This window comes from Pseudogulbenkiania sp. AW2-16, from assembly GCF_056824575.1.
Genome location: NZ_CP157668.1, coordinates 1,355,760 through 1,370,747, shown reverse-complemented (window position 1 = coordinate 1,370,747; position 14,988 = coordinate 1,355,760). Strand labels below are relative to the sequence as shown.

Annotated in this window: 10 protein-coding genes and 1 other RNA gene; 1 reads left to right on the top strand and 10 read right to left on the bottom strand. The window is 69.2% G+C overall.

Annotation, left to right across the window (positions count from 1 at the left end; all coding sequences use genetic code 11):
• Positions 1-39 precede the first annotated feature (39 nt).
• From tolQ to rnpB, 9 genes are all read right to left on the bottom strand, one after another.
• Positions 40-690 carry a protein TolQ gene (gene tolQ, locus ABKF58_RS06550; protein WP_008952083.1) on the bottom strand — a complete coding sequence of 217 codons (651 nt, stop codon included), beginning with the start codon at positions 688-690 and terminating at the stop codon, positions 40-42.
• A 51-nt stretch (positions 691-741) separates the two neighbouring features.
• Entirely contained in the window at positions 742-1,257 is a 516-nt protein-coding gene (gene tsaC, locus ABKF58_RS06545) for an L-threonylcarbamoyladenylate synthase type 1 TsaC (RefSeq protein WP_294865706.1), read from the bottom strand.
• Between the two features lie 166 nt (positions 1,258-1,423).
• Positions 1,424-2,152 carry a substrate-binding periplasmic protein gene (locus tag ABKF58_RS06540; RefSeq protein ID WP_482583889.1) on the bottom strand — a complete coding sequence of 243 codons (729 nt, stop codon included), beginning with the start codon at positions 2,150-2,152 and terminating at the stop codon, positions 1,424-1,426.
• 272 nt (positions 2,153-2,424) lie between these two features.
• On the bottom strand, positions 2,425-3,705 hold the full coding sequence (gene purD / locus ABKF58_RS06535; RefSeq protein WP_482583888.1) for a phosphoribosylamine--glycine ligase: 1,281 nt from the start codon (positions 3,703-3,705) through the stop codon (positions 2,425-2,427).
• Entirely contained in the window at positions 3,702-4,298 is a 597-nt protein-coding gene (gene pagP, locus ABKF58_RS06530; protein ID WP_482583887.1) for a lipid IV(A) palmitoyltransferase PagP, read from the bottom strand. Before pagP ends, purD begins: the two co-directional genes overlap by 4 nt.
• Positions 4,299-4,355: 57 nt before the next feature.
• Positions 4,356-5,933 carry a bifunctional phosphoribosylaminoimidazolecarboxamide formyltransferase/IMP cyclohydrolase gene (purH, locus tag ABKF58_RS06525; protein WP_482583886.1) on the bottom strand — a complete coding sequence of 526 codons (1,578 nt, stop codon included), beginning with the start codon at positions 5,931-5,933 and terminating at the stop codon, positions 4,356-4,358.
• A 74-nt stretch (positions 5,934-6,007) separates the two neighbouring features.
• Entirely contained in the window at positions 6,008-6,244 is a 237-nt protein-coding gene (locus ABKF58_RS06520) for a helix-turn-helix domain-containing protein (protein WP_008952077.1), read from the bottom strand.
• A 36-nt stretch (positions 6,245-6,280) separates the two neighbouring features.
• A complete protein-coding gene (gene dusB, locus ABKF58_RS06515) occupies positions 6,281-7,309 on the bottom strand; it encodes a tRNA dihydrouridine synthase DusB (protein WP_482583885.1) in 1,029 nt (342 codons plus the stop codon).
• A gap of 186 nt (positions 7,310-7,495) precedes the next feature.
• An RNA gene (gene rnpB / locus ABKF58_RS06510) (RNase P RNA component class A) lies at positions 7,496-7,901 on the bottom strand.
• A 106-nt stretch (positions 7,902-8,007) separates the two neighbouring features.
• On the opposite strand from rnpB, the gene ABKF58_RS06505 reads away from it, so the two are divergent.
• Complete coding sequence (locus ABKF58_RS06505; protein ID WP_482583884.1) at positions 8,008-11,172, top strand: bifunctional diguanylate cyclase/phosphodiesterase; 3,165 nt, start codon at positions 8,008-8,010, stop codon at positions 11,170-11,172.
• Here the strand turns inward: ABKF58_RS06505 and ABKF58_RS06500 are convergent.
• Positions 11,158-14,982, bottom strand: coding sequence for a translocation/assembly module TamB domain-containing protein (locus ABKF58_RS06500; RefSeq protein WP_482583883.1), 3,825 nt, complete (start codon positions 14,980-14,982; stop codon positions 11,158-11,160). The genes ABKF58_RS06505 and ABKF58_RS06500 overlap by 15 nt on opposite strands.
• Positions 14,983-14,988 lie beyond the last annotated feature (6 nt).

The following is a 14,988-nucleotide window of genomic DNA, read 5'->3' as shown; positions in this document are numbered from 1 at the left end:
CTTGGCGGCTAGGCCGAAGCCGGTATCGCGGGCAGGTTCTCAGCGCGTGGCGAGACGCTGCAGGATGTTGGAGAACTCTTCCATGAAGGTGTCGAAGCGCGACGCCAGGCGGTCGACGTCGGCGGCGAAGCGGTTGTACGCCACCACCGCCGGAATCGCCGCGAACAGGCCGATGGCGGTGGCCACCAGCGCCTCGGCGATGCCGGGCGCCACCGTCGACAGCGTCGCCTGGCCGGCGTTACCGAGCCCGATGAAGGCGTGCATGATGCCCCACACTGTGCCGAACAGGCCGATGTAGGGGCTCACCGAACCGACCGTGGCGAGGAACGAAGTGTGGCTGTCGAGGCGGTCGAGTTCGCGCTGGGCGGCGGCGCGCATGGCGCGGCGTGCCCCGTCCATGATGTCGGACAGCTCGGCGCCGCTACGGCCGCGCTGCTTGAGGAACTCGGCGAAGCCGGACTGGAAGATACGCTCCATGCCGACGGTGTCGCCCTGCTGGCGTGCATCCTCGTACAGCCGGTTGAGGTCGGTGCCGCCCCAGAAATTCTGCTCGAAGCTTTCGCTGTGGCGCCGTGCCGAGCGCAGCGTGCCGAGCTTGCTGATGATCAGCGTCCACGACAGCACCGACAGCAGCGCCAGCCCCAGCATGACCAGTTGCACCACCAGGCTGGCGTTCAGGATCAGGCTCATGAAAGAAATCGGTTGCAAAGCTAGTTCCTCGTTACAAACGGCGCGTGCGCTTCAGCGCAGCACGCGGCCGGTTTCAAAATCGATGATGGTGGAGGGACGGCGGCTGCCGCCGATGCGTCCCGGCAACGTCAAGACCGCGGCACCGAAGGCGCGGCGGCAGGCTTGTGCGGTTTTCAGCGACGTCTGCCCGGCGCGGTTGGCCGAGGTCGACACCAGCGCCGTCCCCAGCGCGCGGCACAGCGCCGCCGCCTCGCCGTGCGCGGTCACCCGCACCGCGATCTTGTCGTGCCGCCCGCGCAGCAGCGGCGAGACGCGCGGCGAGGCCGGCAGCAAAAAGGTATAAGGACCAGGCCAGTAGCGGGCAAGTTCCGCTTCCTCGGCCGCCGACAACGGGCGGATCAGCGGACGCACCTGCGCCAGCGAGGCGGCAATCACGATCAGGCCCTTGTGGTTGGGGCGTGCCTTGAGCGCCAGCACGCGGCGGATCGCTGCAACATTGAACGGATCGCACCCCAGGCCGAAACAGGATTCGGTGGAATAGGCCAGCACGCCGCCCTGCTGCAGCACAGCCCTGGCCCTCCGCAACAGCGCAACGGCGGGCAGGCGCGGCAAGGCCCGGCGCCCACGCGGCGGGGTAAGAGGACGACTCATGACGATGGGGGTGACGACAAAAGCGCCATTCTAGCAGAGCCGCCGCCGCCCCGGCGGCGGTGTCCCGCAAAACCCGGCCGCGTCAATGCAGGTAGCGGTCGACGATCTTCTGTATCACGCCTTCCTCGCGCATACCGCCGAGGCTGGTGTTGAGCTTCTGGATCAGCGCGTCGTCGGTGGACTTGTTGCAGGCGAGATAGAGCTGCACCGTCTTGAAGGTGAGCACGGGGTGGATGCCGACCTGCTTCTGCTGTGCCGCGAGATACGCGCCCTGGTACTTGCCGGTGGCCCAGTAGTCGATGCGGCCGTCGGCCAGCTTGCGCATGTTGAGCATGTCGGCCGGCACCAGTTCGACGCGGTAGCCGTTGCTCATCAGGAACTGGGCGGTGGCATCGCCGACGTAGCCGCCCAAGAGGTAGGGGCGGACGTCTTCCAGTGCGCGCACCGGGCGCGTGTCGTCGTTGCGCGCGAACAGCACCCAGGGGTTGTCGACCAGCGGTCCGACCCACTTGAACTGCGCCTCGCGATCCTCGCTGCGGGTGGTGGAGTAGACGCAGGTGGCGGGATTGTCGCGCGCGTTGGTGAAGGCCCACACCCACTGCTGCAGCTCGATGGTGTAGGGCACGCGGGCGCGTTTCATCATCTCGCGCACGATATCGGTCGACAGCCCCACCACGCTGCCGTTCTTGGCGCTCATGTTGTAGGGAGGGTACGACTCGGTGAGCACGCGCAAGGGTTTGGGAGCGGCGCCGGCATGGCCGGACAGGGCGAACAGCGCACACAGGGCGGCGATCAGGTAGCGACGGGCCATGATAAGCTCCTGTTTCCACGGATGATTCAGTATGGCCCATGGCGCGGCGCTGCCAATGAAAAACGGCACCCGAGGGTGCCGTCTAATGCCTTGGAGCAGGTATGGCTTGTGAAAGAAACCCTCCCACGAGGATTCCCTGTGCTCAGGTCCGTGGCGCCAAAGCCGGTTCGCCCCAAAGAGGCGAGTAACGATGCCGCCGTACACATGGTGCGGCGAGCATCACAGGGCCGGAATTGGAGCGTGCCGTCGCTTTATCCACAAGCGCACCGTTCTCAGCCGCGCCGGTGCAACGCCTTGCTGCCGATGTCGCGACGCAGCTGCTTGCCGGCGAAGCGGATCTGGTCGGCCACGGCGTAGGCCTTGCCCTGCGCCATGCGCACGCTGTCGCCCAGGCCCACCACGCACAGCACGCGGCCGCCGTTGGTGACCACGCGGCCTTCGGCGTCGAACGCCGTACCGGCGTGGAACACCACGGCGTCGTCGTCGCTGGCCTTGGACAGGCCGTCGATCAGGTCGCCCTTGCGCGGGCTTTCCGGGTAGCCTTCGGCCGCCAGCACCACGCCCAGCGCCACGCGCCGGTCCCACTCCGCCTCGACGCGGTCGAGCTGGCCGTTGACGCCGGCTTCCAGCAGCACGGTGAAGTCGGACTTCAGGCGCGCCATGATCGGCTGGGTTTCCGGGTCGCCGAAGCGGCAGTTGAACTCGATGGTGAACGGGTTGCCGTCCTGGTCGATCATCAGCCCGGCGTAGAGGAAGCCGGTGTACTCGTGACCGTCCTTCTTCATGCCCTGCACCGTCGGCAGGATGATCTCGCGCATCACGCGCGCGTGCACGTCCGGGGTCACCACCGGTGCCGGGCTGTAGGCGCCCATGCCGCCGGTGTTGGGGCCCTCGTCGTTGTCCTTGAGGCGCTTGTGGTCCTGGCTGGTGGCCATGGCCAGCACGTGCTCGCCGTCGACCATGACGATGAAGCTGGCTTCCTCGCCTTCCAGGAAGTCCTCGATCACCACGCGGGCGCCGGCGCTGCCCATCTTGTTGCCGACCAACATGTCGTCGATGGCGGCGTGCGCCTCGTCCAGCGTCAGCGCCACCACCACGCCCTTGCCGGCGGCCAGTCCGTCGGCCTTGATCACGATCGGGGCGCCCTTGCCGTCGACGTAGGCGTGCGCCGCGGCGGCGTCGGTGAAGGTCTCGTAGCCGGCGGTGGGGATGCCGTGGCGCTTCATGAACGCCTTGGCGAAGTCCTTGGAGCTTTCCAGCTGCGCGGCGTACTGGGTCGGGCCGAAGATCTTCAGCCCTTCGGCGCGGAAGGCGTCGACCACGCCGGCGGCCAGCGGCGCTTCCGGACCAACCACGGTGAGCTCGATCTTCTCCTGCTTGACGAAGGCGATCAGCTCCGGAATCGCGCTGATCGCCACGTTGGTCAGGTGCGGGTCGAGTTCGGTGCCGGCGTTGCCGGGCGCGACGAATACCTTGGACACGCGCGGCGACTTGGCGATACGCCAGGCCAGGGCGTGTTCGCGCCCGCCGGAACCGATAACCATCACTTTCATCTGTGTTTCCTCAATCTTTCAATGACGGTGCCCGGACCAGGCCGGGCACACTCAAAACCGTAACGGGCGAACAGGAAGACCACGTTGCCGTTGCCTTTGCCGCCGGGGATGTAGGTCCCCATCAACGCCAGCCGCTTGTACTGCACCGACGCCAGCGGCAGCACGCCCGGCACCGGGAAGTAATGCAGGGTGTCCGAGCGCGAGGTGAGGAAGGCGGTGAAACCGAGCCCGGCCTGCCAGTTCTCGCTGAAGTGGTGCCGGCTCTGGTAGGCGTAGCCGGCGATCGGCTCGGGATCGTTGTGCGAGTCGAGAAAGGCCATGGCGTAGAGGCCATGCCAGTCGCCGTCGTCGTCGACCAGACCGCGCCCCAGGCCGAAACCCCAGGCCTGTTCGTTGAACGAGTTGATCTTCTCCGGCCGGTAGGCGCTGCGCAGATGGTAGGCGTAGCCGGGCAGGTAGACCTCGCCCTGCCCTTGTTGCCACACCTGATCGACGCGGCGGCAGGCAGCGTCGAGCCAGCCGTCGCCGTCACTGCAGCCCCAGGCCGGAACGGCGCTGGCCAGCAGCAGGGTGAACAGGACGGGGCGGCTCATGGCGGTCATGTGAGGCCGAAGCGCGCTTCGGCCAACCTTTCTCGTGGTTCGCCGCGCTTAGTGGCGGAAGTGGCGCACACCGGTCAGCACCATGGCGATGCCATGCTCGTCGGCGGCGGCGAACACTTCCTCGTCGCGCATCGAACCGCCCGGCTGGATGATGGCCTTGATGCCCTGCTCGGCGATGACGTCGATGCCGTCGCGGAACGGGAAGAAGGCGTCCGACGAGGCCACCGCGCCCTGCAGCGTCAGGCCGGCGTCCTGGGCCTTGCGCGCGGCGATGCGGGTGGAGTCGACACGGCTCATCTGGCCGGCGCCGATGCCGGCGGTCTGGCCATTCTTGCAGAACACGATGGCGTTGGACTTGACGTACTTGGCGACGCGCCAGGCGAACAGCAGGTCGCTCATTTCCTGCTCGGTCGGGGCGCGCTTGGTCACCACCTTGAGCTCGTCCAGGCCGACGTTGCGGATGTCCGGGGTCTGCACCAGCACGCCGCCGCCGACACGCTTCAGTTCAAAGCGGTTGGCACCGGCTTCCAGCGGAATCTCCAGCACGCGCACGTTCTTCTTGGCGGCGATGACGGCCTTGGCCTCGTCGCTGAAGGCCGGGGCGATCAGCACTTCGAGGAACTGGCCGGTCACGGCTTCCACGGTTTCGGCGTCGACCGGGCGGTTGAAGGCGATGATGCCGCCGAAGGCCGAGGTGGTGTCGGTGGCGAACGCCAGCTTGTAGGCGGTCAGCGGATCGGCCGCCACGGCCACGCCGCACGGGTTGGCGTGCTTGACGATGACGCAGGCCGGCTGCTCAAAGGTCTTCACCGCTTCCCACGCCGCGTCGGAATCGGCGATGTTGTTGTAGGACAGTTCCTTGCCCTGCAGCTGGCGGTAGTTGGCGATGGAGCCGGCGGCCGGGTCGAGGTCGCGGTAGAAGGCGGCGGCCTGGTGCGGGTTCTCGCCGTAGCGCATGTCCTGCACCTTGACGAACTGGGTGTTCAGGCGGTTCGGGAAGGCGGTGCGTTCCGGCACCCCGGCCAGCGAGCCGGCGGCCAGGCTGGTCAGGTAGTTGGAGATGGCGCCGTCGTAGGCCGCGGTGTGGGTGAACGCCTTCTTGGCCAGCTCGAAGCGGGTGGCCTTGGACAGCTGGCCGTCGTTGGCCTTCAGCTCGTCGGCCAGGGTGGCGTAGTCGGCCGCGTCGGTGACGATGGCGACGTGCGCCCAGTTCTTGGCGGCGGAGCGCACCATGGTCGGGCCGCCGATGTCGATGTTCTCGATGGCGTCTTCGAGCGGGCAGTCCGGGTTGGCGATGGTGGCTTCGAACGGGTACAGGTTGACGCACACCAGGTCGATGTTGCCGATGCCGTGTTCGGCCATCTTGGCCACGTGCTCGGGCAGATCGCGTCGGCCGAGGATGCCGCCGTGCACTTTCGGATGCAGCGTCTTGACGCGGCCGTCCAGCATCTCGGGGAAGCCGGTGTAGTCGGACACTTCGGTCACCGGCACGCCGGCTTCGGCCAGCAGCTTGGCGGTGCCGCCGGTCGACAGGATATGCACGCCGAAGCCGGCCAGGGTCTGGGCGAATTCGAGAACGCCGGTCTTGTCGGAAACGCTGATCAGCGCACGTTCGATCTTGGTCATCGTTAATCTACCACTCAAGGAAGTCATAAAAATCCGAAAGCAGGCGCCCGGTGACGGAGGCCTGCTTTCCCATTCTAGATCAGGTCGTAACTCTTCATTTTCTTGCGCAGCGTGTTGCGGTTGAGCCCCAGCAACTCCGCCGCGCGCGTCTGGTTGCCCTGGGTGTGCGACAGCACCACCTCGAGCAGGGGCCTCTCCACGCAGGCCAGCACCATGTCGTAGATGGCCGAGGGCACCTCGCCGTCGAGATCGCGGAAGTATTGCTCCATGGCCAGCCGTACCGACTGGGAAATGTGATCGTTGTTCTGCATGGTTTTTGTTCTGTCGTCAGTTATCTGAGCGCGGTCTCAGCCCGCCAGGGCCTGGTCCGCGCCCCCCATGGCTTCCACGTACTCGAGGCGCTCGGAGGCGCCGGCCAGCCGATCGAAGTAGTCCGCCACCGCGGCGCGCTGCCCGACGGTGTCTTCCAGCCGGTACATCGCCTGGCGGAACTCGTTGGAGCCGCGCAGGCCGCGCGTGTACCAGGCGATGTGCTTGCGCGCGATGCGGCAGCCGGAGTACTCGCCGTAAAAACCGTACAGCTCGTCCAGGTGCTCCAGCAGCAGCTGGCGGATTTCCGCCACCGTCGGCGCCGGCAGGGTTTCACCGGTTTCGAGGTAATGCTGGATCTCACGGAAAATCCACGGCCGCCCCTGCGCGGCGCGGCCGATCATGATGGCGTCGGCGCCGGTGTAGTCGAGCACCTGGCGCGCCCGCTCGGGCGAGTCGATGTCGCCGTTGGCGATCAGCGGGATCGAGATCGCCTGCTTCACGGCGCGGATGGTGTCGTACTCTGCCGCGCCGTGGTACATGTCCTCGCGCGTGCGGCCGTGCAGCGCCAGCGCGGCGATGCCGCAATCTTCGGCCAAGCGCGCCACCCTGAGCGCGGTCTTGTGCTCGCGGCTCCAGCCGGTACGGGTCTTCAAGGTCACCGGCACGTCCACCGCCTGCACCACAGCCTCGAGGATGCGCCCCACCAGCGCCTCGTCGCGCAACAGCGCGGAGCCGGCGGCAACGTTGCACACCTTCTTGGCCGGGCAGCCCATGTTGATGTCGATGATCTGCGCGCCCTGCTCGACGTTGAGGCGCGCCGCCGCCGCCATCTGCGCCGGATCAGCGCCGGCGATCTGCACCGAGATCGGCTCCACCTCGCCGTCGTGGTTGGCGCGGCGCAAGGTCTTGGCGGTGGTCCACAAGGCCTTGTTGGAGGTGATCATCTCGGATACCGCCATCCCCGCCCCCAGTCGCTTGCACAGCATGCGGAACGGGCGGTCCGTCACCCCGGCCATGGGCGCGACGATGAGCCGGTTCTTCAGGGTGTACGGTCCGATGCGCATCTGTTTTATCAAGGATTTAGCGGCGAGAGGGCGGCATTGTAATGCTTTTTGCCCGGCGGGTAAAAAACATTTTGCCTACTTTTTGAGCAGGCTCGATAGCGGCGGAATTAAGGGCGCGCGTGCGGCCGGCGTGCGCGCCCAAGCGGGTCGAGCGCTGCCGCCTCATGACATGGCGCGGGGAGGGGGACGGGGAGTCAGTCGGTAAGCCGGGTTCTGTCGTGGACAGTCATTCCTCTAGGCCGACCATTGCTGGCCGGCTCAAGCAACCTACCCGGGGACAACGCGAGCCACGTTAGCGCCCCCCTATTTGGTCTTGCTCCGGATGGGGTTTAGCCTGCCGTCGCGTGTTGCCACGGACGCGGTGCGCTCTTACCGCAGGCAGGTTTCCCCGCCCGTCCGGCCCGGCTTGCGCCTGACCGGTACACCTTTTCACCCTTGCCTGATCCCTGTTGCCAAGGCCATCGGCGGTTCAGCTCTCTGTTCCACTTTCCATCGCCTCGCGGCGTCCGGTCGTTAACCGGCATCCTGCTCTGCGGAGCCCGGACTTTCCTCCCCGTGCCTGAAGGCACGCGGCGACTGTCTGGCTGACTCCCCGCGTTGCCATTTTACCTCAGAACCCGGCCAAGCCTGAGGGATATTTTCGCGGGCCGACATCATGAAGAAGGTATAATCCGTCACCCCCCCACCGGTTTTTCTCCATGCAGCTTACCCAGGAACGGCTGGCGCATTTGCAGCTGGCCGGCACACTGCTCATCATCTTCCTGCTCGCAGGCAGCCTGACCGGCTATTTCCTGTACAGCCAGGAGCAAGATTTCGCGCGCGCCCAGCAGCAACAGGAGCAGGAGGTTCTGAAGGACGTCGAGGCCGACCTGCGCGCCCACGGCGAGCAGGCGGCCGCGCTGCTGGAGTCGCTGCGCCATCAGACCGAAAGCACGCTGGAACGCCGCCTGCGCCATCAGGTCGACCAGGCCTACACCCTCGCCGAGGGCCTCTGGCAACAGCAGCACGACCGACTGCCGCCCGACCAGCTGCGCGCCCTGATCCGCGAGACGCTGCGCCCGCTGCGCTTCTTCGACGGCCGCGGCTATATCTTCATCGACACCCTGGACGGCCGCTGCGTGCTGCTGCCGACGGCGCCGGAACGGGAAGGCAGCTCGCTGCTCGACAACCGCGACGACCGGGGCACCTACATCATGCAGAACCTGCTACGCGTGGTGAAGCAGCCGTCCGGCGCCGGGTTCACGCGCTATCGCTGGTTCGCGCCGGGCAGCACCGTGATGGCCGACAAGATCGCCTACGCGCGGCGCTTCGAGCGCTTCGGCTGGCTGATCGGCGCCGGCGAATACATCGCCAGCGTGGACCAGGACATGCAACGGCAGGGCCTGACCGTGCTGGGCGGCAGCGTGCGCGACCGCAACGACCAGCTGCTGATCCTCGACGCCGCCGGCCGGGTGCTGCTGTTCCCCGGCCAGCCGCAATGGCAGGGACGCGACTACCGCCAGCTGCCCGGCGCCATCGCCCGTTCGCTGGCCCGCGTCCTGGAACACGGCCCGCGCACCGAGAACACCTCGATCCTGCTGCCGGGTACCGGCTCGGCCGCACCGCAGAGCCAGCCGGCCTACGTCCTGCAGCTACCGGGCTGGGGCTGGACGCTGATCAGCACCGCCTCGCTGTCCGAGCGCATGCAGGCCGAGCGCCTGAGCCGGCAACAGTCGCTGCGGCGCGAACTGGCCGGCAAGATCAGCGCCACCGGGCTGATCACGCTGCTGGCGCTCTTCAGCGCGGTGTTGTTCTCGTGGTGGCTGAACCGCTGGATCAAGGGGCTGATCGCGCACTATCACCGCGACCTGGAACACAGCCTGGAGGAACTGGGCGAGCGCTCGCGCGACCTATTACTGTCGCGCTTCATGGTGGACCATGCCAGCGACGTGGTGCTGCTGCTCGACGAGGACGGCGCGCCGCGCTACCTCAACGCCGCCGCGGCCGCCTTGCTGGGCGACGACCCGGCCCAGCGCGGGCCACGCCTCGCCGCGCTGCTGCCGCCGTCGAGCCAGCCGTTGCCGCTGACCTACGAAACCGTGCTGGACAACGTGCCGTTCGAAGTCAGCCTCACCAGCATGCAGTACCAAGACCACGCCTACCGTTCGCTGCGCGCGCGCGACATGAGCCGGCGCCAGCAGGCGGAGCAGCAGCAGCGGCTGGCCGCCAAGATCTTCGACACCAGCAGCCAGGCCATCGTGATCAGCGACGCCAGCAACCACATCGTCATGGTGAACCGCGCCTTCACCGACATCACCGGCTACTCGGCGCAGGAGGCGATCGGCCGGCAGCCGTCACTGCTGTCGTCCGGGCGCCAGCCGCCGGCCTTCTACCAGAAGATGTGGCAGCAGCTGGCGCAGCGCGGCCACTGGGCCGGGGAAATCTGGAACCGGCGTAAGAACGGCACCATCTACCCGGAATGGCTGAGCATTTCGCTGCTCCGGAACGAGGCGGGACAGGTCAGCCACCACGTGGCGCTGTTCTCCGACATCAGCGAGCGCAAGGAGCAGGAAGCCCACATCCGCCACATGGCCGAGCACGACTTCCTCACCGACCTGCCCAACCGCGCGCTGATCCACGACCGGCTGGCGCAGGCCATCCGCGCCGCCGCGCGCCAGAAGAACCGGCTCGCCGTGCTGTTCCTCGACCTCGACCACTTCAAGAACATCAACGACACCTTGGGCCACGCCCACGGCGACGAGCTGCTCAAGCAGGTGGCGCAGCGCCTGCAGCACACGGTGCGCGGCAGCGACACCGTGGGCCGCAACGGCGGCGACGAGTTCGTGCTGATCGTGCCCGAGCTGGCTTCTCCGGCCGAGGCGGCACAACTGGCGCAGCGCCTGCTCGACGACCTGCGCCGGCCGTTCCAGATCGACGGCCAGGCGCTGGCGATCAGCACCAGCATCGGCATCAGCCTCTTCCCCGACAACGGCAGCGAGCTTCAGGAGCTGCTGGTCAGCGCCGACCTGGCGATGTACCACGCCAAGGCGCAGGGGCGGAATCGCTACCAGTTCTTCACCCCGGAGCTGAACGCCCAGGTGGCGGAGCGGCTGACGCTGGAAAACCACCTGCGCCAGGCCCTGGAGCGGCAACAACTGTACCTGGTTTACCAGCCGCAGTTCGCCATCGACAACCGGCGCCTGGTCGGCTGCGAAGCGCTGCTGCGCTGGCAACACCCGGAGCAGGGGCTGATCTCGCCGGCACGCTTCATCCCGCTGGCGGAAGAGACCGGCCTGATCGTGGAGATCGGACGCTGGGTGCTGGACGAGGCCTGCCGCCAGGCCGCCGCCTGGCTCGCCGCCGGCACCCCGCTGCGGGTGGCGGTGAACGTCTCGGCCCGGCAGCTGGGCCAACCGGATCTGCTCGCCGAAGTCGAGGCGGCGCTGACGCGCCACCGCCTGCCCAGCTGCTGGCTGGAGCTGGAAGTGACCGAGAGCACGCTGATGGAGGACGCCGAGCAGGCGGTACGCCACCTGCAGGCCTTCAAGGAACGGGGCATCCACCTGGCGGTGGACGATTTCGGCACCGGCTATTCCAGCCTGACCTACCTCAAGCGCTTCTCGCCCGACCTGATCAAGATCGACCGCGCCTTCGTGATGAACCTGCCCGACAACCGCGACGACGCCGCCATCGTCAGCGCCATCGTGCAGCTGGCCGAGGCGCTCGGCATGCAGACCCTGGCGGAAGGCGTGGAAAGCGAGGAACAGCTCGACTTCCTGGCCCAAGCCGGCTGCGACGTGGTGCAGGGCTACCTCACCGGGCGGCCGCAAAGCGCTGACGCGCTGACGGCGCAGCTGGCCGGGGCAAACTCAGTCGAAGCGTAGCGTATAGCGCGTTTCCAGCGAGGCGGTGGTGCCGGCGCGCAGCACCAGCGACCAGCCCTTGGACAACTGGTAGGACATCTTGAGCGCCTGGCTGGCGCTGGCGATGCCGTATTCGTAACCGAGGTAGAGGGTGCGCGTCAGCTGCCGCCCCACCGTCACCACCTGCTCCGCCGGGCTCACCGTGCCGTCGGCCAGAGTCTTGCCTTGCTGGTTGACCAGGCCGAGGTCGTCGAACAGGCCGATGCGGTCGTTGATGGTGCCGGCCAGCAGCGCCCCGGCAGCGGCGGCCAGCGAGGCGTCGTCGCTGCCGCCCACCGAGGCGCGCCCGAGCACCAGCCAGGACAGCTTGTCGCGCTCCGACAGCGCCTCGTCGGCGATCAGGCGCACGCTCGGCGCGGCGACGCTGCCGCCCACTTCCACCCCGGCCCCGACCGGCGACAGGCGACGCTTGGCGCGCACGTTGAGCGCCGGGTTGTCGAGCGAACCGGTGAAGGTGATGGTGCCGTATTCGATGTCGAGATCCTGGCCGTAGGCCTTGTAACGCCCCTTCACCACGCGCACCTGGCCACGCGCCGCCGGCGCCTCGCCGGGCGCGGCGCTGACGTGCACCACCCCGCTCAATTCCACGTCCAGCCCCTGCCCGGTGAAGCGGAAACGTTCGCCCAGGTCGAGGTCGAGGCGCACCGTCACCGGCAGCGTGGCCAGCGCCGACGGCGGCGGCGCCTCGCGCCCGACCACATGCACGTCGTCGGACAGCTGCGGCGTGCCCTGCTTGGGCAACTCCACCCGCCCCTGGTCGGCGCGCAGGCGTCCCGTCAGCGTGAGCTTGTTGTCGACGAACAGGATGTCGCTGTCGCCGGAGACCACCAGCCGGCGATTGGGACGGTCGAACACACTGAAGCGCTTCAGGCTCAGCCGCACCGTGGCGTCGGGACCGCGGTCCTTGAGGTCGAGCGCGCCGCTCGCCAGCGCCTCGCCCTCGCCGCTGGCGAAACGCAGCCGGTCAAGCAGCAGGCGACGCCCGTCCAGGCGCGCCTCCAGCACGCCTTCGGCCAACCTCAGCCCGGTCTTGCGGTCGGCGAACAGCAGCCCCTTGCCGTCGAGGCGGCCGTAGGCCAGCGGCGCGGCGAGCGGGCCGCTCAGGGTGACGTTGGCGGCCAGCTGCCCGCCCAGCTCCAGGCCCGGCCCGGCCAGCCCGGCCAATGCCTTCAGCGCCGGCACCTCGAGCCGCAAGCTGGCGGCGAGCGGGGTGCGGCCGTCGATGCCGCCCGCCAGCGGCAGCGCGCCGTTGCCGCTGGCGTTGAGGTAGCGGCTTTGCAGTTGCAGCTCGAGCTGGGCGCGGTTGGCGTCGAGGCGCAGCCCGAGCCGGCTGGTGCCGAGTTCCAGCGCCAGCGGGCGGCCGTTGCTGCCGGGCAGCCAGACGTCGCCGCCGACACGTTGCAGGTTGAGCTGGCCCTGCGGCACGCCGCGCCCGGACAACGCCCAGTCGCCGGACACCACCAGCGTCTGCTGCAGCGGCAGCGCCAGCAGCGGCGCCAGCTCGGCGAGGCGGAGGCCGGCCGCCCGGCCGCGCGTGTTCAACAGGCCGCTGGCATCGCGGCGCAGTTGCTGCAGTTCGACCTGCCCCCCCAGCATGGCCAGCCGTGCCGCGCCCAGCTCCAGCCGCTGCGGTCCCACGCTCAGGCTGGCCGGGGCGAGCAGCGTCAGGCCGGGTTGGCCGGCCAGCTGCAGTGTCTGCAGCGTGCCCTGCCATTGCGTGGAGCCCGCCGCCAGGCCGCCGTTGGCGCGCAGCGCCAGGGTGTAGGGGCGCTGCTTGAGGGTGAGCCGGCCATCCAGCTCGATACGGTGGCGGTTGCGCTGGCCGACGGCGTTGAGGCGCAGCGTGCTGGCGCCGAACTCGCCCAGCCGCAGCTGCTGGGCGGCGAGCTGCACGCGGAACGGGCTGGCGGTGTCGGCCTGCAGTTCGCCCGCCAGCGTCAGCGCCTCGACGCCGACGCCGCCCGGCAGCGCCAGCCGTTCCGCCTTGAGGTTGGCCGACAGCAGCGGCAATTTGGGCGTGCCGGCGAGATCGAGCTGGCCGCCGATACGGCCGGTGAAACCGGGCCCCAGCAGGCGCAGGTTGGGGGCGTCGATCAGCAGCTTCAGCCGGTCGCCCGCCGCGCCGTAGGCGCCGGCGGCCTGCAGGCGGTTGTCAGCCAGGCGCAGGTCGGCGTCGAGACGTTTGAGACGGCCCGGCTGCAGGTCCAGCTCGGCGCGACCGGTCAGCGGCGCGCCGGAGAGCCGGCTCGGGGCGAACTGCAACCGCAGCGTGGCGGCGAGCGGGGCCGCCAGCTGCCCGCGCGCCGTCAGCCGGGCGTTGAGGTCGCCGGCCGGCGCCCCCTTGAGGAAGCGCGCCGGGTCGGCCTTTTCCAGTGCCCCGGACAGTTCGAAGCGGCGCGCCTGCTGCAGCTCGACGCGGCCACTCAGCGCCAGCCGACCGCCGCCGGCGGTAAGTTGCAGGTGCTCCAGCCGCAGTGCCTGGGCCGTCCCCGGCTCCCGCGCCAGGCGCACCTCCAGCGCCAGCTGCCGGCTCTGCAGCGCCGCGCTCAGCGTCGGCTGCGCCGGGGTCCCGCCCAGGGTCAGCGTGCCGCCCACGGTCTGGTCCGGCGCGCTGGCGTGCAGGGCGCGCAGCGCCACGTCCTGCAGCCGCGCCGTGAGCGCCAGCGCCTGCGCGTCGAGGGTCCCGCTCAGCGCCACCCGGCCGCCGCCGGCCAGCTGCGCCTGCAGCGCGTTCAGCGTCAAGCGTTGGCCACGGACGCGGAATTCGCCGGCGAGGAAGGCCAGCGGCAGTTGTCCGGCAGACAGCGCGCCGGCCTCGCTGTTGATCAGCGACAGCCCGCCCGCCACCGTGGCGCCGGCGGCCGGCTCGGCGTACACCGCGAAGTTGAGCCGCGCCTTGGGCCAGGACGGCTGCAGTGCCTGGGGATTGACGCCGCCGACACGCACGTCGAGGCGGCGGAAACGGTTCAGCGCCGACGCGGCGAACGGATCGAAGCGTCCGGACACCTCGGCCAGCAGCCCGCGTCCGGCAACGGTGCCGCGGACCTGCAGATCGGCCAGGCTGCCCGCCAGGGCGAGGTCGGCCTTGATCGCCACCTGCTCCAGCGTGCCGCGCGCCGAGAGCGTGCCGGAGAGCGCGAACGGACGGGCATCGGCCAGCGTCAGCGCCGCGCCGCCGCCGCCCCACGGCGAGTTCAGCCGCGCCAGTTGCACCTGGTGCCGCCCCCCTTGGTAGCGGTAGGTGCCGGCGACATCGTACAGGCGCACGTCGCCCGGCAGCAGCGTCAGGCTGGCAAGCGCGAAGCGGTCCAGCACCACCGTCAGTGGCAGGGCCAGCGACGCCGGCAGTTGCGGCGGCGCGGCAGGCGCGGCGGCGGCCAGGCTGGTCAGCCGCACGTGCCCCAGCTCCAGCCGCGTCAGGTGCAGCGTGCCCCGCCACAGCGCCGAGGGCTGCCAGTCGAGGCGCAGCCGCTCCACCTCGAGCCGCTGCGCCGGGTCCTGCCAGCGCAAGCGTTGCAGCTCGAAACCCTGCCACAGCGTGCCGCGCACCGCGCCCACGCCGAGCCGGCCGTGGCTGAAGCGGGCCGCGCTCTGCCAGGCCCAGGCGAAGCCCTGCTCGCTGGCCGTGACCCAGCCGGCCAGCGCCGCCAGCGCCAGCAGCAGCGCCAACGCGCCGGCCGCCAGCCAGCGCAGCGGCCGCCAGCCACGGTGCGGCGGCGGGTTGGCCGAAGCCGGAGTGTCGTCAGGAGAATCGGGATGCGCTTGCGTCATGGCGTG

Coding starts and splice junctions, on each gene's coding strand:
- dusB (WP_482583885.1), bottom strand. CDS start 7,309: ATGCGCATCGGACCGTACACCCTGAAGAACCGGCTCATCGTCGCGCCC.
- ABKF58_RS06505 (WP_482583884.1), top strand. CDS start 8,008: ATGCAGCTTACCCAGGAACGGCTGGCGCATTTGCAGCTGGCCGGCACA.
- pagP (WP_482583887.1), bottom strand. CDS start 4,298: ATGAGCCGCCCCGTCCTGTTCACCCTGCTGCTGGCCAGCGCCGTTCCG.
- ABKF58_RS06500 (WP_482583883.1), bottom strand. CDS start 14,982: ATGACGCAAGCGCATCCCGATTCTCCTGACGACACTCCGGCTTCGGCC.
- tolQ (WP_008952083.1), bottom strand. CDS start 690: ATGAGCCTGATCCTGAACGCCAGCCTGGTGGTGCAACTGGTCATGCTG.
- ABKF58_RS06520 (WP_008952077.1), bottom strand. CDS start 6,244: ATGCAGAACAACGATCACATTTCCCAGTCGGTACGGCTGGCCATGGAG.
- purH (WP_482583886.1), bottom strand. CDS start 5,933: ATGACCAAGATCGAACGTGCGCTGATCAGCGTTTCCGACAAGACCGGC.
- ABKF58_RS06540 (WP_482583889.1), bottom strand. CDS start 2,152: ATGGCCCGTCGCTACCTGATCGCCGCCCTGTGTGCGCTGTTCGCCCTG.
- purD (WP_482583888.1), bottom strand. CDS start 3,705: ATGAAAGTGATGGTTATCGGTTCCGGCGGGCGCGAACACGCCCTGGCC.